At 70.1% G+C, this 20,137-nt stretch carries 17 protein-coding genes; 8 read left to right on the top strand and 9 right to left on the bottom strand.

The genetic code is table 11. The features are described 5' to 3' along the window. Positions 1-10: 10 nt before the first annotated feature. The 4 genes from IPK71_05390 to IPK71_05405 all read right to left on the bottom strand — a co-directional run bounded on the left by IPK71_05390 (position 11) and on the right by IPK71_05405 (position 4,474). On the bottom strand, positions 11-1,378 hold the full coding sequence (locus IPK71_05390) for a DUF4388 domain-containing protein (GenBank protein MBK8213166.1): 1,368 nt from the start codon (positions 1,376-1,378) through the stop codon (positions 11-13). Further along, entirely contained in the window at positions 1,375-2,271 is an 897-nt protein-coding gene (locus IPK71_05395) for a hypothetical protein (GenBank protein ID MBK8213167.1), read from the bottom strand. The genes IPK71_05390 and IPK71_05395 overlap by 4 nt, the downstream gene beginning before the upstream one ends. 927 nt (positions 2,272-3,198) lie before the next feature. Continuing rightward, the gene (gene dapF / locus IPK71_05400; GenBank protein MBK8213168.1) at positions 3,199-4,260 is read right to left on the bottom strand and encodes a diaminopimelate epimerase; all 1,062 of its coding nucleotides are present in this window, start codon (positions 4,258-4,260) and stop codon (positions 3,199-3,201) included. Further along, positions 4,154-4,474: a DUF167 domain-containing protein gene (locus tag IPK71_05405; GenBank protein ID MBK8213169.1), complete on the bottom strand. Its 321-nt coding sequence runs from the start codon at positions 4,472-4,474 to the stop codon at positions 4,154-4,156. Before IPK71_05405 ends, dapF begins: the two co-directional genes overlap by 107 nt. Before the next feature lie 199 nt (positions 4,475-4,673). Between IPK71_05405 and aroB the strand changes: the two genes are divergently transcribed. From aroB to IPK71_05430, 5 genes are all read left to right on the top strand, one after another. Further along, a complete protein-coding gene (gene aroB, locus IPK71_05410) occupies positions 4,674-6,245 on the top strand; it encodes a 3-dehydroquinate synthase (protein ID MBK8213170.1) in 1,572 nt (523 codons plus the stop codon). Positions 6,246-6,343: 98 nt separating this feature from the next. Then, on the top strand, positions 6,344-7,135 hold the full coding sequence (locus IPK71_05415) for a hypothetical protein (protein ID MBK8213171.1): 792 nt from the start codon (positions 6,344-6,346) through the stop codon (positions 7,133-7,135). 131 nt (positions 7,136-7,266) lie between these two features. After that, positions 7,267-7,680: a hypothetical protein gene (locus tag IPK71_05420; GenBank protein MBK8213172.1), complete on the top strand. Its 414-nt coding sequence runs from the start codon at positions 7,267-7,269 to the stop codon at positions 7,678-7,680. 355 nt (positions 7,681-8,035) lie between these two features. Next, positions 8,036-8,344, top strand: coding sequence for a cell division protein ZapA (gene zapA / locus IPK71_05425; protein MBK8213173.1), 309 nt, complete (start codon positions 8,036-8,038; stop codon positions 8,342-8,344). Positions 8,345-8,632: 288 nt separating this feature from the next. Then, positions 8,633-9,754 carry an 8-amino-7-oxononanoate synthase gene (locus IPK71_05430; GenBank protein ID MBK8213174.1) on the top strand — a complete coding sequence of 374 codons (1,122 nt, stop codon included), beginning with the start codon at positions 8,633-8,635 and terminating at the stop codon, positions 9,752-9,754. A 34-nt stretch (positions 9,755-9,788) separates the two neighbouring features. Here IPK71_05430 and IPK71_05435 read toward each other — a convergent pair whose 3' ends face one another. After that, positions 9,789-10,421, bottom strand: coding sequence for an ABC transporter ATP-binding protein (locus IPK71_05435; protein ID MBK8213175.1), 633 nt, complete (start codon positions 10,419-10,421; stop codon positions 9,789-9,791). A 163-nt stretch (positions 10,422-10,584) separates the two neighbouring features. Here IPK71_05435 and IPK71_05440 point away from each other — a divergent pair, with 163 nt between their 5' ends. The 3 genes from IPK71_05440 to IPK71_05450 are packed head-to-tail and all read left to right on the top strand — an operon-like array spanning position 10,585 to position 14,818. Continuing rightward, on the top strand, positions 10,585-11,547 hold the full coding sequence (locus tag IPK71_05440; GenBank protein ID MBK8213176.1) for a MoxR family ATPase: 963 nt from the start codon (positions 10,585-10,587) through the stop codon (positions 11,545-11,547). Then, positions 11,475-12,614, top strand: coding sequence for a DUF58 domain-containing protein (locus IPK71_05445; protein MBK8213177.1), 1,140 nt, complete (start codon positions 11,475-11,477; stop codon positions 12,612-12,614). Before IPK71_05440 ends, IPK71_05445 begins: the two co-directional genes overlap by 73 nt. A 2-nt stretch (positions 12,615-12,616) precedes the next feature. Beyond that, a complete protein-coding gene (locus tag IPK71_05450; GenBank protein ID MBK8213178.1) occupies positions 12,617-14,818 on the top strand; it encodes a DUF3488 domain-containing protein in 2,202 nt (733 codons plus the stop codon). Positions 14,819-14,883: 65 nt separating this feature from the next. On the opposite strand, the gene clpB is transcribed toward IPK71_05450, so the two are convergent. The 4 genes from clpB to IPK71_05470 all read right to left on the bottom strand — a co-directional run bounded on the left by clpB (position 14,884) and on the right by IPK71_05470 (position 20,105). Beyond that, entirely contained in the window at positions 14,884-17,493 is a 2,610-nt protein-coding gene (clpB, locus tag IPK71_05455; protein ID MBK8213179.1) for an ATP-dependent chaperone ClpB, read from the bottom strand. 325 nt (positions 17,494-17,818) lie between these two features. After that, entirely contained in the window at positions 17,819-19,006 is a 1,188-nt protein-coding gene (locus IPK71_05460; GenBank protein ID MBK8213180.1) for a hypothetical protein, read from the bottom strand. Positions 19,007-19,248: 242 nt separating this feature from the next. Then, positions 19,249-19,749: a hypothetical protein gene (locus IPK71_05465; GenBank protein MBK8213181.1), complete on the bottom strand. Its 501-nt coding sequence runs from the start codon at positions 19,747-19,749 to the stop codon at positions 19,249-19,251. 203 nt (positions 19,750-19,952) lie between these two features. Beyond that, positions 19,953-20,105 carry a hypothetical protein gene (locus IPK71_05470; protein ID MBK8213182.1) on the bottom strand — a complete coding sequence of 51 codons (153 nt, stop codon included), beginning with the start codon at positions 20,103-20,105 and terminating at the stop codon, positions 19,953-19,955. Positions 20,106-20,137: the final 32 nt, after the last annotated feature.

Below are 20,137 nucleotides of genomic sequence, written 5' to 3' on the forward strand. Positions count from 1 at the left end.
ACGCCCGAGCTCAGGAGGGGACGTCGAGCGCCGCGCGGAGGAGCGCGGCGATGTCGGCGGAGCTCGAGGCGTCGAAGGGCGACACGAGCGCCTCGGCCTGTTTCGGGGTGCGTCCGACGGAGGCGCACGCCTCGGCGAGGGGCTCGTTTTTGCCTTCGATCACGATCACGGCGCGGGCTCCTGCCACCGTGAGCGGCCAGAGCGGCGCGTAGACGGCGACGAGCGGGAGCATCACGATCTCGAGGCCGACACCTTCGCCGAGGCGAACCTCGACTGCCGTGTGAGGGACCGGGACGTGAGGAGCGGGCTCCTCTGGGGCGACGGCCTCCACGAGCCCGCGTAGGGCATCGGCCACCGCCGCGACCCGCATGGGCGGCACGGCCAGGACGACCCGACCGAGCCCCGAGAACCCCCGCGCGCGCGAGGTGGCGGCGGCGGCTCGAACGTCTTGGGCGATGGTGTGCGGTGCCACGTGGGCGCGCTCGCGGTAACTGTCGAGGCGGCGCACCCGCCCGCGCGCCTCGAGGGACGCGAGGGCCTCGAGGATGTCGGCGTCGTAGCCTGGGACGTCGTCGAGGAGGCGCGCGAGCGAGAGGGGACCGCGGAGCCGCTCGAGCACGAGGTTCGCGGTTCCTCGCGGGTCGACCTGGTTCGGGCCTTGGACCTCGACGTAGTGCACGGCCGAGAGCTCTGCCCCGAACCGCGAGGCCAGCACGGAGAAGGCCGCCGCCTTCTCGCCGGCCCGCGCCAAGAGGGTGGCCGTGGGCTCGTCGATCCGCGCTATAAACCCTGGATTTCCTTCGAGAAACGTGGCGCTATCGCCGGTCACCTCGAGCAGGCGAGCGAGGGCCTTGTCGCCCTGATGGCGGCCGTAGAGGGCGTCGACGATTTGGCCTCCGACGAAACACACGACGCCGCGGGTGGTGCGAGTCGCGATCGCGAGCGAGCCGGAGCGCCGCTCGGCCGAGAGGGTGGCGAGCAAGGTGCCGACGGGGGTATCCGCGCGCGATGGGGGAGCGGGCGGCGCCGGAATGGAGACCTTCCCGGGAGACGACACCTCCCGTACGCGCTGCACGATCCTGTCGATGTCGTGCTCGTGGGCCTCCGCCGGGGAGGCCTCCGTGTGGGGAGTGGCGAGCACCACCACGGGAGGGGGCGAGAGCAGCTCGAGGGCGAGCGCGTCGATCACGCCGAGGCCATCGCTCGTGGCTTCGGCGAGCACACGGCTCACGAGCACGACGCCGTGCTCTCCGAGCCCTGCGAGCTCCGTCGCCTCGGAGGCCGTGGTGGCGACGTCGACGACGAGGTCGCGAAGTCGGAGGGCCTGGGCGAGCACCTCGCGGGTCGCCTCGTCGTGGTGGACCAAGAGGAGCTTCATCGTTCTCCGCGCTCCCCCTCGGGTAGAGCGCCGAGCAAGATGCGATCGGCGACGAGATCGGCGAGGAGCGGATCGGCCGCGTGGACCCCCACGAAGCGGTCGTTCTCGAGCCTGCCACACGTGACCCAGCTCCCGTGATCGGCTCGGACGACGACGGCGAACGCGTCCGAGCCTCCCGGCAGGTGGCGCACGTCGCGGACCTCGATGTCGTGCCCGTCGTGGCGTTTGGCGCGTCGGTCGTGGCGGTCGCGTCTCGCCGAGGGTGGCGCTTCGGCCATGGGTGCGGGAGCGAGCGATCGCGCGACGCCCGCGAGGCCGCGCCCTGGGTGATGTGTCGAGAAAAACGCCGTCGACGCCGAGCGCCGGGCCGCGGCGCAGGCGTGCTCGATCACGCCCGAGAGCGACCCGATGGCAAGATCGAGCGGGTAGGTGCTGCGTGGGCCGGCCTTGATCGCCGGGCGCGCGCGCAAGGTGTCGACGATCTCGCCGAGGGTCTTCGAGCCGAGCTCCAGCGCGTGCACGACGCTCGCCTCGTCCGCGCGTGCACGCTCGATCGCGAGGTCGAGGAGCGTGTCGAGGTCCTCGCCGTCGTGGGGGTAGGTGACCTGCCCGAGGCCGGCCGGCTTCGCGGCGGCTCGAAGTGGGGTCGCGTGCGCGGGCCGCGCGCGTGGGTCCCCGGAGGTGCGGGCGAACAGGCGCTTCCGGCACGCCGCGGCGCCGAAGGCTCCGGTGTCGGGGAGCAAGACGACGAGCACGTCGGGGGTGGCTTCGGCGAGCACGTCCGACGACCGGAGCGTCTCGAGGAGGGCGGGCGCCGCATCGCGCGGAGGGGTACCGGTCACCGCCACGAACGACAGCGATTTTTCCGTGCCGTTTTGCGCGATCGAGCTCACGGGGGCCGAGCACACGCAGGTACGAGGAGCTGTAGAGGAGCCCCGAGGGGAAGGCCTCGGCGACGGTCTCGTTGCGGCGGCTCGCGCGGGAAGACAGGGCGAGCACGACCGACGCGAGCTCGATCATGCCGGTAACCAAGCGCTCGTCCGTAGGCTCGTCGGCGACGAGGGCCCCGAGATCGTCCCCCGCGACGGGCAGAGACCAGATGAAGAGAGAGCTCTTTCGCCCGAGCTCGAGGAGGTCGGCCGTGCGCGCCGGAAGGGACGTGAGCGAGCCGGCTTGCGCCACACGCTCGTGGCAGGGAGTGCCGTTCGGACCGGGCACCTCGCAGTAGAGGGCGACCCCGCGCGCCGCGCCCTGCTCGACCAAGCCGTCGACGAGGGCGGTGGCCGCCTCGGTGTTCTCGCCGCGCTGGGCGCGCCTCAAGATGCGGTCGCGGAGCTCTCGCCTCCGACGCTCTCCGGCAAGCTCGACGGCGAACGCGCGACGCTCACGCGCCTCGACCACGCGCTCGCGGGCCGCCCCGATCGTCGTCACGACGGCATCTCCGGTGAGCGGCAGCGGGTACACGGCGTCGGCCCCTACGGCGATCGCGTCGGCGGCGCGGCCGATGTCGGCGCGTGTAGACGCTACGACCACGCGCGCGCCAGGCGAGATGGCGGGGACGTGGTGCACGAGGGCGACGCCCATGCCCTCGTCGACGGAGAGGTCGATGACGGCGAGGTGGACCTCTTCGCTCGACGCGAGGTGGATGGCTTCGTGGACGTCCCTGGCGAGCAAGAGCCTGTCGCCGAGGTCGCGCGCGGCGATGCGGATGCGCTCGCGAGACTCTTCGTCCGAGAGGAGCGCCAGGATGGTGATCGACGTGGCTGCGCGCCCCGAGCCGACTCCGTCGTTGCGTGCATGGCCTCGGCTCGGCGAGTCGTTCATCCGACGTGCCCGGCGAAGGTGAGCGTGGCGGGGCCGCGCATGTGCACGCGCCCGTCGCGCGCCACACGAATGGCGAGCGGGCCACCGAGCAGCTCGATGGTCAGCTCGTCGTCGAACGGGGCGAGGCCCGCCGAGGCGAGCACGGCGGCCGTCGCGCAGGCCCCAGTTCCGCAGGCGAGCGTCACTCCGACGCCGCGCTCCCACACGACGACCTCGGCCTTGGTCGGAGAGATCTGCCGGACGAACTCGACGTTGGTGCCACGAGGGAAGGTCGGGTGGGTCGCGAGCGCGTGGCCATAGCGGTCGACGTCGGCGCGCTCGAACGGCTCGACGGTGATCGCGTGGGGGTTTCCGGCGTCGGCCGTGGTGAGCGCGAAGGTGCGCCCGTCGACCGTGAGCTCGCGTCCTTCGAGGACCTTGACGATGCCCATGTCGATCGCGATCTCCCCTGCCCCTTCGGCGGTTCGAGTTACGCGGCACGGCTTGGGTCCGGCGTCCGTGTCGACGAGCATCTCGGAGGTCTCGCCCACGGCGAGGCCATCTGTGCGGGCGAGGTGGAGCGCCACGCAGCGGAGCCCGTTTCCGCACATCTCGGGCACGGAGCCGTCGGCGTTCACGACGCGCATGCGCGCGCGGGCGCCCGGAGAGGTCGCGGGGAGCACGAGGAGCACGCCGTCTGCGCCGACCCCTCGCCGCCGGTCGCAAAGGCGGATGGCCTCGGCCTCGGGCACCTCGTCGGGCCGCGCTGCGTCGATGACCACGAAGTCGTTCCCGAGGCCTTCGTACTTGAAGAACACGCGTCGCGCGCTCACTCGGACCTCACGCGGTTCGACGTCCGCTCTCCCCGAGGGATGCTCATGCCCGACAAATAGTGGGGTGGCGTACGTTCGGCAACTTGTGGGCGCTCGTCCCGGCCGAGAGGGCTTCCAGGATGCGCCTCGAGGTCGAGGTTCACGGGACGTCGCGGAAGGCGAGTTGGGCGACCAAGTCTTCGGCGGTGACCCCAGTGACGGCGACTCGTTTGTGGCGGGACCCTTCTCCGGCCAGCAAGGTGACATCCCGCTTGGGGAGCCCGAGGGACTTCGCGAGGAATCGGACGAGCTCGTCGTTCGCGGCGCCGTCGACCGGCGGAGCCGCCAAGGCGATCTCGAGCGCACCCTGCGAGACGCCCACGATCGCGCTCTTTTTTGCCCGTGGTTTGGCGTGCACGGCGAAGCGTACGGAGCCGTCTTTCTCGGTGACGAGGAGGGTCGTGTCGGGTCCGGGGGACATGGGGCGTCGTGCGAGGAGGGTCGCACGGGTGGGGTCGTATCGGTCGGGTGATGTGAAGGGTACCCGCGGGCCCCGCGAGGCTCCGCGAGCGCGTCGGGAAGAAATCGGAGGTTTCGAGCCACGACGTCCGGCGTGGGCGTACGCTCGGAGGAACGCACGTGGCCTCGCGAAGGAGCGCTGCGTCTCACGGAGGATCGTGATGAAGAGTGTATTTTTGTCGGGCTTCATGGGCACGGGCAAGTCCACGCTCGGGCCTCTCGTGGCGTCGCGTTTGGGGCTCCCGTTCGTCGACACGGACACGCTCGTGGCCTCGCGGGCGGGGAGGCCCGTTGCCGAGCTCGTGCGCACGGACGAAAAGGCGTTCCGCGCGCTCGAACGAGAGGTCGTCGCGGAGCTCGTGGCGGGCCCGCCGCACGTGGTCGCGGTGGGTGGCGGCGCCTTCGTTTCGAACGAGTCGCGTCGTTCGGCGCTCGAGGCCGGCGTGGTCGTGACTCTCGCGGCGGACGTCGAGACCCTCGTCCGTCGTACGCAGAGCCGGGTGCACGAGCGGCCCCTGCTCGAGGGGGACGTCGAGGGCCGCATCCGAGAGCTGCTCGAGGCGCGCGCGGCCGTCTACGCCGAGTGCCACGGCACCGTGCACACGGACGCGCTCGAGCTCGACGCGTGCGAGGAGGCTATCTGTGCGATAGTAAAGGAGAATCCGCTCGTCGTGCCGCTCGGGCTGCGGAGCTATCGCGTCCACGTGGTGGATGGCGCGCCGAGTGTTCTCACGGACGTGGTCGCCGGGCTCGGGCCGAGCGGCATCCTGGCGGTGACGGACAGCCACGTGGTGAGGGCGCGCGGACCGGCGCTCGAGAAGGCGCTCGGGGCTATCGCGGCACCGCATCGTACGTGCACGCTCGCGCCGGGCGAGGAGCACAAGACGCTCGCGACGGTCGATACGCTCTGGGAGGCGGCCATCGGCCAGGGGCTCGATCGCGACGGGCTCTTCGTGGCGTTCGGGGGTGGTGTCGTCGGCGACCTGACCGGGTTCGCGGCGGCGACTCTCTACCGTGGGGTTCGAGCGGTTCAGGTCCCCACGACGCTGCTCGCGATGGTCGACGCCTCGGTCGGCGGCAAGACCGGCTTCGATCTGCCCTCGGGCAAGAACCTCGTTGGGGCGTTTTTCCAGCCCTCGGCCGTCGTCGCCGACGTGGCGCATCTTTCGACGTTGCCTGTACGTCATCGGAGGGCCGGGCTCGCGGAGGTCCTGAAGGTCGCGCTCTTGTTCGACGCGGGGCTCGTCGAGGACCTTTTGCGCTTGGGGCCCGCCCTCGTTTCGGGGCCTCCCTCGGAGCTGCTCGACGTCGTTCGGCGAGCGATCGCGTGGAAGGCGCGCGTGGTCGCGCGGGACGAGACGGAGAAGGGGGAGCGGGCTCTCCTTAACTTCGGGCACACGGTCGGTCACGCGCTCGAGTCTCACGGGCGGTACACGTCGCATCTTCACGGGGAGGCCGTCGCGATGGGCATGGTCGCGGAGCTCGAGCTCGGGCGAGCGCGTGGCTGGGTCGGTCCGGAGGTCGTTGCGACGTGCCGCGAGGTCCTCGGGCGCTTCGGTCTTCCGACGGACGCGACGCGGTCGGAGCGGTCGGGCGCGGTCCCCTTCCTCGAGGTCGACAAGAAGAGGAAGGGCGGGAAGGTCGTCCTTCCGTTCGCGGCGGAGATCGGTCGGGGCCGCCTCGAGTCGGTGTCCACGGCGGAGCTGGGCGTCTTTCTTCGTGGGGCGGGTTGAACCGCGCGCGAGGGAATGTCACGATTTTGGCCCGGCCGTGTGGAGGCGATACGCTCTTCCTAGCGGCGACGGGTGTGCGCGTGCCGCCGGAGAAAGTCATGAAACGAACCGTTCGTGGAGCCGTCGTCAGCGTGGTTGCAGCTCTCGGTGCCGCGGCCGCGTCGCCGGCATGCGTCGAGTACCCTCAGTCGATCATCGTCACCAAGACGGTGGAGCCCGAGCTCAAGGAGGACACGAACACGTGCCTCGTGAACCCCGGGGCCGAGGCGCTCATCAACGGTGTTCTCGACCTCGAGGTGAGCGAGGGCGGGTACGTCGGGGCGCTCATCGTGAAGAATCAGCTCCGTATCGCGGCCTACCCCGAGAAGGCCCGGGTTGAGACGGGCGCGGTCTACCTCTTGGGCGCGTCCGTTCGGCTCACGTTCGCTGGCGGCCTCCCGGTGACGAGCGATCGTGGCGGCCAGCAGGGGAACGAGTTCCGAACCTCCGGGAGTGGGTACCTGCCTCCGGGCGGCGAGGCGGGTATCACGGTCAATCTCATCGACGGGGCGGCCGCCCGCACGATCAAGGCTCAGCTTGGGTCGTACCTCAAGCAGACGCCGCCCGCAGAGGCCGTCGACATTGTCGTCGCCAACGTTCGTGTCCAAGGTCAGACGCTGGGCGGCCTTTCGGTCGAGTCCCAAGAGTTCCAGTTCCCGATCACCGTGTGCCGGGGCTGCCTCGTGAAGTTCTTCGAGGACAAGGCGAACCCCACGAACAAGTGCTCGGTGCCGGGCGACGCGCTCAAGGAACAGAAGGTCCCGTGCAACATCGGGCAGAACCGGGCGATCGAGTGCAACCTCTGCCCCGACTCGGCGACGTTCTGCAAGACCGGTCAGCGCGTTCTCTGATGCGTAGGGTGCTCGTGGCGGCCGCTCTTGGGGCGGCCCTTGTGGGGGCGCCCTCCGAAGCCTCTGCCGATCCCCAGTTCAGCGCCGGCCTCACGGTGGGGCCGGCGTTTCGGCATTTGCGGGTTGGTCCGGTGAAGCCGGCCTTCCACCTGGGCGCGCGGTTCGATGTCCTCTTCCTGCGCAGCGCGCAGAGGGACATGGGGGTTGGGCCGTATGTCGACCTGGGCACGTCCGGGTTTGACTCGTTCGAGTCGGGCGGCGGCCTGTCATGGCTCATTCCGGCGGGGAGTACGTCGTTCGTCGCCTCCGGGGGTGGTCAGGCCCGGGTTGCCGGCGGCACGGTGGAGCCGGGGCTCACCTGGGGGCTCTTCTGGGGCTCTCGGAGCTTCAACTACCATTCGGCCTACGGGTACGGGGTCGGCCTGTTCGCGCAAGGGCGCTACGGCTTGGGGGATTCGAAGTCCTTCGACCTCGTGACGGGCGTGCAGATCGACTTTGCGATGGTTGCCCTCCCCTTCCTTCTCCTGGTGAACGCAGCGCGGTAGTGTTTCACGTGAAACGGTACGGCCTGGGGCTTCGGCTTCGGGCCGTTCGTCATTTGGGGGCCTGCCTTTCGGGTTCCGGGCAAGGTGGTTCGCTCGGAGGGCTCGTGGGCGGACCGTTTCACGTGAAACGGTTGGGGGGCGTCGGCACGTCGGGGACACCGCCTGGTGGGTGAGGCGGGGCTCTCACGCGCCTTCCCTGCCCGCCCGAGTCGACCCAGGGTGGACGATCGATGTGCGGCCTGAGGGCTCCGGCGGCAGGGGGCGCGCCGATCGAAAGGAGGACGGCTCCATCCGCGAACGGACCTGCGCGGATGCGCGCCGCGGTGTATCCTGGGGGGGGATGTCGCGAGGTGCCATGAATCGACGGTCCGTGGAAGTCGTGGTCGCCGGTCAGAAAGTGAAGGTCGTGAGCTCGGCTGAGGAGTCCGAGCTCCGCGCCCTGGCTGCGCTCGTGACCCGAAAGGTCGAGATGGTCTCCCCGAAGGGCCGCGCGACCACCCCGCAGGCGCTCGTGCTCGCGGCGCTTTCGCTCGCCCATGATCTCGAGGAGGAGCGGGCGCGGCGGGAGGCGTTGGAGCGGAAGACGCGAGACTCGGTCCGTCGGATGCTCGTTCGCGTGGACCATGTTCTCGAGGAGCTGCCTGAGGGGCGTACGCGGGCCTGACGGCGCTTCGGTGAATGGCGGCGGGATCGCCCTGGGCCGATCCCTGCGGGCGGCTGGGATGGTGCTGGCGGCCCAGCTTCGGCGTCGGTTCGCCCTTCGGACGCGAGGTGGCCTGAGGCGAGCTTGGGCCGCCTTGGTGCGGTCGGTCGCACCTCCCCTTCCGCTCCTTGCCCGTCCCTCGATTGAAGGCTATCCGTCGGGCGCTGCCGGTCCGTCGGCGGCGCGTCCGCGTCGGGCGGGCGGCACGACCGTCGCCCCGTCTCCCCCTTGATCGCGCTTAGGTTTCACGTGAAACGTTCCCCTCTCGAGTCCCTCGCGGACGAGCTCGATCGCCTCCGCGAAGCGAACCTCCTCCGTACCCCGGTCATCGTCCCGCCGGGGCTCGTGACCCTCTGCTCGAACGACTACCTCGGGCTCGGAGCCGCGCCGCTCTCCCCCACGAACGCGTCTGCCGGCGGGGCTCGTGCGTCGCGCTTGGTCTCCGGGAACACCGAGGCGCACGAGGCGCTCGAAGCCGGCCTGGCCGAGTGGCTCGGGACGGAGGCCGCCCTCCTCTTCACGAGCGGGTACGCCGCGAACCTCGGGGCGCTCGCCTGCCTGGTGCGCCCTGGTGACCGCGTCCTCTCGGACGCCCTCAACCACGCCTCCATCATCGACGGGCTACGGCTCGCGCGCGCCTCGGTCGAGGTCTACCCTCACCTCGACGCGGACGCGGTCGCACGCCTCCTCTCCGCCGCCCCCGAGGTACCGACCTGGCTCGTCACGGAGTCGTACTTCAGCATGGACGCCGACGTGCCCAACCTTCGCCGCCTCTCCGACTTGAGCGCGAACGCCGGCGCCTCGTTCTACGTCGACGAGACGCACGCCCTCGGTGTGTTCGGTCCTGGTGGCCGAGGTCTCTGCGCCGACGCCGGAGCACGCCCCGATGTGCTCGTCGGGACCTTCGGCAAGGCGTTCGGGTTGGGAGGAGCCTTCGTCGCGGGCTCTTCCACCCTGCGGGGTTGGCTGTGGAACCGCGCGCGTTCGTTCGTGTTCTCGACCGGTCTCTCCCCTGCCCTCACCGCCGAGGCCGCTTCCCGGCTCCCCCGCGTGGCTCGGGCCGACGCCGAGCGAAACCACCTGCATCGCATGGCCGACATCCTTCGCGACGGCCTTCGCGCGATGGGCTGCCAGGTCGGGGGGACGGGACCCGTCGTCCCCTGGGTGATGGACGCGCCGGAGCGAGCCCTCCGCTGGGCTCACGCTCTCCGTGGGTACGGCTTCTTCGTCCAAGCCATTCGACCCCCGACCGTCCCCCGGGGCACGTCGCGCTTGCGCCTCGCGGTCCAGGCCACGCACACCGAGGACGAGGTCCGGGGCTTCCTCCGGGCGGTCGCCGAGATCCGAGAGCACGACGGCCTCACCGTTTGAAGTGGCGTGAGCCGTCGGTTGCGGTGCGCGCTGCCTACGAGACGACGCGGCCGCGCTCGAGGCGCACGGTCACCTCGGCTACGTCGGTGGCGAAACGTTCGTCGTGGGAGACGACGACCACCGTCGCGCCCCTGGCTGCCTCTTCGCGAACCACGCGCACGAGCCGTGAAACACCGGCGGCGTCGAGGCCCGTCGTGGGCTCGTCCAGCAAGAGCAAGGTGGGATCGTGGACGAGGGCGCGAGCGAGCGAGACCCGCTGCCGTTGCCCGCGGGAGTATTCACGAAACGGTCGTTTAAAGAACGCCCCGAGCTCGAAGCGCTCTTCCGCCTTTCGAAGGGCGTCGTCGAGATCGCACCCGTGCAGCTCGGCGGCGAGGCGGACGTTCTCGGCGCCGGTCAAGTCGGGGTAGCAGAGGGACGCGTGGCCGACCCAGCCGAGGACGCGTCGTACGTCGGGTGCGCCGCCGAGGCCACGGTGCGTCACGCGTCCCGAGGTCGGCTTGGTGAGGGTCCCGACGATCGCGAGGAGCGTGCTCTTGCCCGACCCGTTGGTTCCGAGCACGGCGGTGACCTTGCCGGCGCCGAGGGTCACGTCGACACCGACGAGCGCGCGCACGGGTCCGTAGGTCTTCGTCACACGCTCGAGCCGCACCTCGGGAGAGCCCATGTCCACCGGCCGCAGCGTAGCAGCTCCACGCGTTCGAGGTTTCGCTGGCGCGCGGCGCTTCGTGGTCCGCGAGGGGGCCATGCGTTCACCCTGGTGGCTTCCTGGGCGAGAATCCCGATCGGCCATTTGGTGGAAGCCTCGGGCATCATGCTACTCTGACCTCATGACGGCCGCTCAAGCCCTCCTGACCGAGGAGCTGCCAGCCATCCAAAAACTGCGCGGTGCCGTCGAGAACGCGCTCGAAGGCAAACCCGATGTCGTCGAGCTCGCCCTCGTGGCCCTCCTCGCGCGCGGTCACCTCCTCATCGAAGACGTGCCGGGCGTCGGCAAGACCACGCTCGCGCGCGCCGTCGCGCAGGCGGTGGGCGGCGATCTGAAACGCCTGCAGTTTACAAGCGACTTGCTCCCGAGCGACGTGGTCGGCATCTCGATCTGGGATCAGCGCCAGAGCGAGTTCGTCCTTCGCCAGGGCCCCGTCTTCGCGAACGTGCTCCTCGCGGACGAGATCAACCGCGCGAGCCCGCGCACGCAGTCGTCGCTGCTCGAGGCGATGAACGAGGCGCAGGTCTCGATCGACGGGCAGACGATCCCCTTGCCCGACCCGTTCTTCGTGATCGCCACGCAGAACCCGCAGGACTTCGCCGGCACCTTTCCGCTGCCCGAGTCCCAGCTCGACCGCTTCCTCCTGCGCATTCGCATCGGGTATCCGCCGCCGCAGGTCGAGATGCGCTTGCTGACCGAGGGCTCGACGGACCGCGCGGCGGACGTGAAGCCCGTGCTCGACCCGGGTCGGCTCGTCGAGCTCCAGCGGGCCGTGCAGCGCGTCGCGCTCGACGCGTCGCTCGCGAGCTACCTTCAGGCCGTGGTGCAGGCCACGCGATCCGCGCCGGCGCTGTCGCTCGGGGCCTCCACGCGTGGCGCCATCGCCTTGGCGAGCGCGGCGCGTGCCCGTGCGCTCGTTCGGGGGCGGAGCTACTGCATCGCCGACGACATCCACGACTTGGCCGTGCCCGCGCTCGCCCATCGTGTGCGCCTCTCGTCTGCGGCCGACGGATTCCTTCCCACCCGGGAAGAGGCGGAGGCGGCCGTTCGCGAGCTCGTCGCGCGCGTGCCCGTCCCGCTGTGAAAAAAGAGGGCAAGCCGGAGACGCCTCGGGCGCCGCGCATCCACGAGGAGCGCCGGGCCGAGGTGGAGAGCCGCCCGCCGAAGGGGCTCTTCGCGCGGCTCTTCTCGAAGCAGAAGCCTCCTCGGCGGCTCAAGTTCACGCGCGAGGGGAAGTTCTTCGTGGGCATCACGCTCGGCGTGGGCTTCGCCGCGATCAACACGGGGAACAACCTCCTCTACTTGTTGCTCGGCCTCTTGCTCGCGCTCATCGTGGTGAGCGGGCTCATGAGCGAGCTGTCCTTGCGGGATCTCAGCGTCGTGCGGAGGCTCCCCGCGCGCGCCCAGGTGGGTCGTCCGCACCTCGTCGAAATCGAGGTCTTCAACCACAAGGGCCGCGTGCCCTCGTACGCGATCGAGGTCGAAGATCTGCGCGCAGGTCAGCCGGCCGACAAACGCTGCTTCTTCCTGAAAATCAGCCCACGGAGCGCGCAGGTGGCGGCCTACCGGCGGACACCTCAAAAACGCGGGCGCGATCGGCACGTCGGGTTTCGGATCGCGACGCGGTTCCCGTTCGGGCTCTTCGAGAAGTCTCGCGAGGTGCCCGCCGAGGGTGATCTCGTGATCTATCCCGCCGCCGACCCGATCAAGCTCGGTGCCTCTCCACCCGGGCGTGACGCAGGAGGCGAGACGGCTTTCGGGCGCGGGCACGGCGAGGATCACTTCGGTCTTCGCCCGGTGCGCGAAGGGGAGGACCTCCGCGACGTCCATTGGAAGAAGACCGCGTCGAGTGGTCAGCTCGTTCGCCGCGAACGCGCCCGCGACGCGCACCCCGAGGTGACGCTTCGCCTCGACGTGAAGAAACCGAACGGGGCAGGGGACGACTTCTCCCAAGGCTTCGAGAAGCGCATTCGAGAGGTCGCCTCGCGCGTCGTCGCGCACGTCAAACGCGGCGATCGGGTGACCTTGCGGGTGACGTCGGGGGATGTCGTACGCGCCGATAAGTCCACGGGATCCGACGCGATTTTGCGCTACCTGGCCTTGGTCGACGCCGTACCCGAGGAGCCCGCGTCGAAGGAGGCGGCCGAATAACCATGCGCTTCGGGCTCGTCCACCGCGTGATGACGAACGCCCTGGCCACGCTCGGGGTGCTCGCGGTCGTCAACACGGCGGGCATGGCCCCGTGGACCGCAGGCCTCGTGCTCGTGGGCCTCGTCATCGCCGTCGCGCTGCCGGAGACGTTCCAAGCGAAGCCCTTCATGCGCACGGTCGCCACCGTCGCGCCGCTCCTCCTCTTCGTGATCGAGGTGGTGCGGGTGGTGCTCGGCGCGTCGGCCCTCGACACCGCCGTCGAGTTCGCGGGCTTCCTCCAGGTGATCCGCGTGGCGACCCGCCGCGGGGCCGCACACGACCAGCAGATCATCATCTTGGCGCTGCTCCACTTCGTCGCGGGCACCGTGCTCGGGGGTGGGCTCAGCTACGGCCTGTGCTTCTTGGGCTTCCTCATGGTCGCCCCGGGCGCCCTCGTGCTCTCGCACCTTCGCCGCGAGGTCGAAGGAAACTACCGCCAGGGCGCGCGGGATCGCACGGGCCTCCCGGTCGACGTGCCGCGCATCCTCCGGAGCCGCCGCGTGGTGGGGCGAGGGTTCCTCCTCACGACGTGCCTCCTCGGGCTCCCGATCTTCATCTTCACGGGCGCGCTCTTCATCTTGTTTCCGCGGGTGGGGCTCTCGCTCTTGCTCGTGAACCACCAGCGCTCGGGCCGCATGGTGGGCTTCTCGGATCACGTGGATCTCGGCGACGTGGGCACCCTGCGGTCCGACCCTACGGTCGCCCTGCGGTTCACCCTGCCGGACAACCCCGACCCGCCGCTGCGCATGACGATCCGCCTGCGCGGCACCGCGTTCGACACCTACGATGGTCGTGCGTGGTCGCGCTCGTCGACCGAGCGACGCGCGGTGGATCTGCTCTACCCGAACGTGGTCCCCGTAGCCCGTGTGCCTCGCCCGAGCGAAGACCGAAGGATCTCGTTCGACCTCGAGCCCATCGATCCTCCCGTGCTCTTCCTCCCGCCGCGCACGGTGGGGCTCGAGCTTCGGTTGCCGCAGACGGCGGTGCCCCAAGACGGCGTCGTGGTGACGCGTGGGCCGGAGGGAGAGCTCCGCTACGCGAGCCCGGGCACCCACGGCATTCGCTACGACGTGTACCTCGCGGGCGACGCCGAGCCGATCCCGCAGATCTTGGGGAGCGTCGATCGGGCGCGCTACCTCACGCTCCCGCCGCTGCCTCCGCGGGTCGGAGATCTGGCGCGCTCGTACACGGAAGGGTTCCCCACGCCGTACGCCAAGGCCAAGGCGATCGAGGAGCACCTCCGGAACGACTACCGCTACGACGTCACGTCTCCCTCGGGCGGCAAGCCGCAGCCGGTCGATCACTTCCTCTTCGAGACCAAACGCGGGCACTGCGAGTTCTTCTCGACGGCCATGGTCATGATGCTCCGCGAAGTGGGCATTCCGGCACGCAACGTCACGGGCTTCGTCGGCGGGACGTACAACCGATTCGGGAAGTACTACGCCGTGCGCGAGGGGGACGCGCACTCCTGGGTCGAGGCCTATCTCGACGATCCGCAGCTCGGGTGGGTCACGTTCGACCCGACTCCCACCTCCGCGGCGCGCCCGCTCCAAGAGACGGGCGGCACGCTCGTGTACATGCGTGATTTCGTCGAGGCGCTCTCGCAGCGCTGGAACCGGTACGTCGTGGGGTACGATCTCGGCACACAAATCCGGCTCTTCGAAGAGGCGCACCGCAAATACGACGACGCGCGGACCAAAATGGGTATTCGCGGGGGTGTCGCCGAGAAGCTCACTCAGGCGCCGGTCATGGCCGGGTTCGTGGTGGTGATCGGCGTCGTCGGGTACGTGCTTTGGCGCCGCCAGAAGCCTCGATCTTCCAAGAAGGGAGATGGCGCGCCCGAGGTCAAACGGAGCCGCTCGGCGCTCTTGGTCACGGAGCTCTATCAATCGCTCGAGCTCGCCATGGCGAGTCAGGGTATCCACCGGCCGGTCGCGGTCCCGCCTTTGAGGTTCGCCGAAGATCTCGTCCGGCAGAGCCACCCGCTCGGCGACAAGGTCCACCGGATGACCCTCACGTACCTCGAGGTGCGGTTCGGGGGCAGTGAGCTCGACGAGACGAAGAAGAAGACCTTCGAGCGCGGGGTCAAAGAGGTCCGAGGGTATCGAGAGCCCGCGGCCGAGCGCGACCCTGGGAAGTCCCTGACGAGGGACGCGTCCGCGTAGAGGCACGAACGACGACGCCCCGGCTCGTGGGAGCCGAGGCGCCGAGGGAGGGCAGGGGACGGCCCTCAGTTCGCGATGACGTCACGGAAGACGAGGCCGTCGCCGCCGCGCTCGACACGAACCACCGTGCCGGGCGCGTACTGCCCGCGGAGCACGTGCTTCGCGAGCTCGTCCTCGAGGTGCTTGCGTACCGCGCGCTTCAAGGGGCGCGCTCCGTACTTCGGATCCCACCCGACCTCGGCCAGGTAGGCCTTGGCCTCGTCGGTGAGGTCGATCCCGAGCGACCGGTTCGCGAGCCGCTCGGCGAACCGCGTGAGCTGGAGGTCGACGATGCGCCGCACCTCGGCCTTCTCGAGCCGCTGGAAGACGACGATCTCGTCGAGCCGGTTCAGGAACTCGGGTCGGAAGGCCCGGCGGACGTCGTCCATCACGGTCTCTTCGAAGACCGCGCGCACCTCGGCCTCGGAGAGCCCGCGGGCGGCGATCTCCTCGGCGTGGTGCGAGCCCACGTTGCTCGTGAGGATGATGACCGTGTTCTTGAAGTCCACGGTGCGGCCCTGACCGTCGGTGAGGCGGCCATCGTCGAGCACCTGGAGGAGCGTGTTCCAGACGTCGGGGTGGGCCTTCTCGACCTCGTCGAACAAGATGACCGAGTAGGGCCTGCGACGGACGGGCTCGGTGAGCTGACCGCCCTCGTCGAACCCGACGTACCCGGGGGGCGCGCCGATGAGGCGGCTCACCGTGTGTCGCTCCTGGTACTCGCTCATGTCGAGGCGGAGCAGGGCGCGCTCGTCGTCGAAGAGGAACTCGGCGAGGGCCCGCGCGAGCTCGGTCTTGCCGACGCCGGTCGTGCCGAGGAAGAGGAAGCTACCCACCGGGCGCTTGTCGTCGCCGAGACCCGCACGAGCCCGGCGCACCGCGTTCGACACGGCCTCGATGGCCGCGCGCTGACCTACGACGCGCGAGCCGAGCGCCTCTTCCATGCGGAGGAGCTTGGCCATCTCGCCTTCGAGCATCTTGGCGACCGGGATGCCCGTCCACTTGGCGACGATCGCGGCGATGTCTTGGTCGGTGACCTCCTCGGTGAGGTAGGCCTGTTTCTCTTGTACTTTCGCGAGCTTGGCGCGAAGGTCCTCGATCTCTTTTTCCGTCTCGGGGAGCTTGCCGTAGCGGATCTCGGCGGCCTTGCCGAGGTCGCCTTTGCGCTGGGCCGCGTCGGCCTCGGCGCGGAGGGACTCGAGCTTCGGCTTGGCTTCGCGGATGGCCTCGATGAGCTCCTTCTCGCGCATCCACTGGGCCTTCATCGCGCGGCTCTCTTCCTCGAGGTCGGCGAGCTCTCCCGCGAGGGTGCCGAGGCGGGCCTTCGAGGCCTGATCACGCTCCTTTTTGAGGGCCTCTTGCTCGATGCGGAGCTGGGTGATCTTGCGCTCGACCCGGTCGATGTCGGTCGGCATGCTGTCGACCTCGATCTTGATCTTGGCGGCGGCCTCGTCGACGAGGTCGATGGCCTTGTCGGGCAGGAAGCGCTCGGTGACGTAGCGGTCCGAGAGGGTGGCCGCGGCGACGAGGGCCGCGTCCTGGATGCGGATGCCGTGGTGCACCTCGTAGCGTTCCTTGAGCCCGCGCAGGATGGCGATCGTGTCCTCGACCGTGGGCTGAGACACGATGACCGGCTGGAAGCGGCGCTCGAGGGCCGAGTCTTTCTCGATCTTCTTGCGGTACTCGTCGAGCGTCGTCGCGCCGATGCAGCGGAGCTCACCGCGCGCGAGGGCCGGCTTCAAGAGGTTCGCCGCGTCCATCGCGCCCTCGGAGGCGCCTGCGCCCACGATGGTGTGGAGCTCGTCGATGAAGAGGATGATCTTGGAGTTTGCCCCCTCGACCTCTTTCAAGACGGCCTTCAGACGATCCTCGAACTCGCCGCGGTACTTCGCGCCCGCGATGAGCGCGCCCATGTCGAGCGAGACGAGCCGCTTGTCCTTGAGGGACTCGGGCACGTCGCCCCGGACGATGCGGTTCGCGATGCCCTCGACGATGGCCGTCTTGCCGACGCCCGGCTCGCCGATGAGCACGGGGTTGTTCTTGGTGCGGCGCGAGAGCACCTGCATCACGCGGCGGATCTCCTCGTCGCGGCCGACGACCGGGTCGTTCTTGCCCTTGCGCGCGGCCTCGGTGAGGTCGCGGCAGTACTTGTCGAGGGCCTGAAATTTCCCTTCGGGATCACGATCGGTGACCCGCTGGTTTCCGCGCACCTGGGCGAGCGCGCCGAGGAGACGCTCGTACGTGACGTTGCCGTGGAGCTCGAGGGCCGTCTTGAGCTGCGCGTCGTGTTTGGCCATGGCGAGCACGAAGTGCTCCACCGAGACGAAGTCGTCTTTGAGCTGGGAGGCCTCGTCCTCGGCTTTGCGCAGGACCTCGAGGGTGCGCCGCGAGAACGAAGGCTCGGCGCCGCCCGTGACGCGAGGCAGGCCGTTCGTGACCTTGGTCGCGTCTTGCGAGATGGCGTCGACGTTGGCGCCGGCCTTTTGCAGCAGGGGGAAACCTACGCCGTCCTCCTGGGAAAGGATGGCGAGGAGGAGGTGCTCGGGGACGACCTCGGGTGCACCGCGTCGGGCGGCGAGCTCCATGGCGTGCCGCAGGGCTTCTTGGCTCTTCGTGGTCATCTTCTCGGGACGCATGTCTTCCTCCTTGGCACGTCGCTCACGCGACGCCAACTTCCCCTGGGTGGCCCGATGGGGCGCCCCACGAAACGCTTTGCGGCCTCTCCGTGGCCCTCGTGGGCTCGCGTTCCGACCGCAGACATGGACATAAGCACGTGGAGTGACGGCGCAAGACCGCCCCGCGCAAGACGCGTACCACCCCCTGAAGGGTGCGCGTCGCCCCGTTCAGGGCGCAATTTCGGCGCGCACAAAAGGCGCAAAACGCCGCCCCCCACGCGAGGGCGACGTGCGCCAGACAGATGCACCTCCTTTTGAATCGGTCGGGTAGGTAGGGGGGGCAAGGTCACTTCTTGAGGCTGCCCTGCACGGCGCAGGGGCCGAGGCGGGGCGAGAGGAGGCCGGTCACTTCCACGGTGTCGCCGTTCACGCGGATGCGGCCCGCCGCGCCGCCGCCGCCGGTGCCCGCGCGGTCGGCGATGGCGATCGCGTCGCCGCCGTGGATGGTCTCGCCCGCGGAGCCGGAGCCGCCCGCCGAGCCTTCGCTCGTGTAGGGGCTCTCGGCGGGGGTCTCACCGATGCGACCGTCTTGGCCGCGCTCGCGGTTGCCACCGCCGGCGCCACCGTTGGCGGAGAGCTTGCCGAGCACGGAGACCTTGGTGCCTTCGAGGAGGATCGCGCCGCCCGCGCCACCGCCGCTCGCCGGTTGCTGCCGGACGGCGCCGCTGTTGCTGCCGCCGCCACCGTTCGCCGAGATCGAGGCCGAGGCCGCGATGACGAGCTGTTTGCCCGCGACGAGCTGGATGGCGCCGCCGCCGGTGCCCGCGCCGAGGTGGCCCTTTCCGCCGCTCGAGCCGCCGACGAGGGGAACGATCGTGTCGCTCCCTTGCGTCGCGCCGCCCGGGACCATCTCCGCCGGATCGACCGCGCCGCCCGCGCCGCCGTTGCCGCAGTGCCCACCACCGCCTGCGCCCGAGACGAGCGTGCCGGCCTTGCCTGCCGACGGGCCCGCGCCGTCGAGCGCTTCGGCGCCACCGGCTGCTTTGAAGCCACCCGGGGACGCGTAGTCCCAGCTCGCCGACGCGTCGATGGCGCCGCGGACGTCGAACGTGTCGAGCGCGACGATCGCGATGGCGCGGGTGCCCTTGATCGTGATGCGAGCGTTGGGCTCGACGCGGATGCTGCGCGCGACGAACACGCCAATTTTCCCCGCGCCGGGCTGGTCGACGAGCTTGTAGGCGACGTTCTTCGACTCGCCGCAGAAGGTCTCGCGCTCGTCGCCCGCGGTGAGCTCGCAGGTGGCCGTGACGGTGACGTCGCCGAGCTTCGAGACGTCGATGTCCGAGATGTCGAGGTTCGACGGCTTGAACGGGAGGGCCGCGGGGGTGACGGCTCCGGGAAGCCCGGGCGTCGTCGGAGCCGGGGCGGGGGCCTCGGGGTCTTGCCCGATGGGCGCGGGAGCCGTGGTGTTGACGGTGCAAGCCGCCGAGCCGAGAACGAGAGCGAGACCCACGACGAACGACGAACGACGCATGACAGAACCTCCAGTTTTGGAGCCGTGTTGGCTCCGTTGCCCCCTTCGTCGGCAGGCTCGCGGAGGTCGTTGCGTGGTTTTTTCGCGCGTCGTCGCTTTTCTCGGAAGTGTGTGAAACGGCTGGGAAATGTGGCGGTCGTTCGAGCTGGCTCGGCGACCGAGAGACAAAAAGGCGAAGCGCGCCTGGCCCTTGGGGGACCGTGGCGCGCCGTTCTCACCCGGGGCGTGACCCCGAGGGGCGGTCAGGGCACGAAGAACGTGGTGCCGACGTCGACGTTCGTGCCCTCGAAGGCGGGCACACGCGCCCGGCCGAGCTCACGCCCGATGCAGCTCACCGCGGGGACCGAGAGGCCGGCGGGCTGGTCGATGGTGACCTTCTCGATGGTGCCGTCGGGGCGGAAGGTGACCTTCGCGTGGCCGTGCGTCCGCGGGGCGCCTTCGGCGCGGCAGGGGGCAAGATCGGCGGATTTTAGGGCGTTTCGTGCGGCGCCCGTGTCGAACGACGGGCCCCTGGGCGGGGGAGGCGTGTCACGCGGGGAGGCCTCGCGCACGACGATCACGGCGGGCGCGGGTGAAGGCTCGGGGGCCGCGACGACGACCACGGGCCGCGGGTGGTGGTGGTGCGAGTGGGATGCGACGCCGATGATGAGCCCCGTGGCGAACATGGCGGCACCGAAGCCGCCGCGCCCGCACCCGGTGGCGAAGAGGACCAAGAGGAGGGCGAGGGGGAAAAAGCGCTTCATCGTGCGCCCCACCTTCCAACTAGTGTGCCAACGCCTAGGGGTTCGTCGTGCCCGTGCCCGTGCCCGTGCCTGAGGGGCTCGCGCGGAGAGGGTGGATGGTGGCTTCTGTGGGCGGCCCGTTCGTCGTGCCCGTGCCCGTGCCCGTGCCCGTGCCCGAAGAGGGGTCCGTGCAGGGTGCAACGAGAGGCGCGTGCGGCGTGCACTCAGCACGGCGCTCCGCAGACGCCGGGCACGGGCACGGGCACGGGCACGGGCACGGGCGAGAGGGGAGACGAGACACGCGGGCACGGCACGGGCACGGGCGAGAGAGGGGAGACGAGACACGCGGGCACGGGCACGGGCACGGGCACGGGCACGGGCGAGAGGGGAGACGAGACACGCGGGCACG

It is taken from the genome of Myxococcales bacterium, from assembly GCA_016712525.1.
Classification (GTDB): domain Bacteria; phylum Myxococcota_A; class Polyangia; order Polyangiales; family Polyangiaceae; genus JAAFHV01.

Bases quoted from the DNA above. Each gene is read 5' to 3' on its own strand.
- IPK71_05390 (MBK8213166.1), bottom strand. From the start codon at position 1,378: ATGAAGCTCCTCTTGGTCCACCACGACGAGGCGACCCGCGAGGTGCTC.
- dapF (MBK8213168.1), bottom strand. From the start codon at position 4,260: ATGTCACCTTGCTGGCCGGAGAAGGGTCCCGCCACAAACGAGTCGCCG.
- IPK71_05405 (MBK8213169.1), bottom strand. From the start codon at position 4,474: ATGTCCCCCGGACCCGACACGACCCTCCTCGTCACCGAGAAAGACGGC.
- aroB (MBK8213170.1), top strand. From the start codon at position 4,674: ATGAAGAGTGTATTTTTGTCGGGCTTCATGGGCACGGGCAAGTCCACG.
- IPK71_05415 (MBK8213171.1), top strand. From the start codon at position 6,344: ATGAAACGAACCGTTCGTGGAGCCGTCGTCAGCGTGGTTGCAGCTCTC.
- zapA (MBK8213173.1), top strand. From the start codon at position 8,036: ATGAATCGACGGTCCGTGGAAGTCGTGGTCGCCGGTCAGAAAGTGAAG.
- IPK71_05435 (MBK8213175.1), bottom strand. From the start codon at position 10,421: ATGGGCTCTCCCGAGGTGCGGCTCGAGCGTGTGACGAAGACCTACGGA.
- IPK71_05440 (MBK8213176.1), top strand. From the start codon at position 10,585: ATGACGGCCGCTCAAGCCCTCCTGACCGAGGAGCTGCCAGCCATCCAA.
- IPK71_05450 (MBK8213178.1), top strand. From the start codon at position 12,617: ATGCGCTTCGGGCTCGTCCACCGCGTGATGACGAACGCCCTGGCCACG.
- clpB (MBK8213179.1), bottom strand. From the start codon at position 17,493: ATGCGTCCCGAGAAGATGACCACGAAGAGCCAAGAAGCCCTGCGGCAC.
- IPK71_05460 (MBK8213180.1), bottom strand. From the start codon at position 19,006: ATGCGTCGTTCGTCGTTCGTCGTGGGTCTCGCTCTCGTTCTCGGCTCG.
- IPK71_05465 (MBK8213181.1), bottom strand. From the start codon at position 19,749: ATGAAGCGCTTTTTCCCCCTCGCCCTCCTCTTGGTCCTCTTCGCCACC.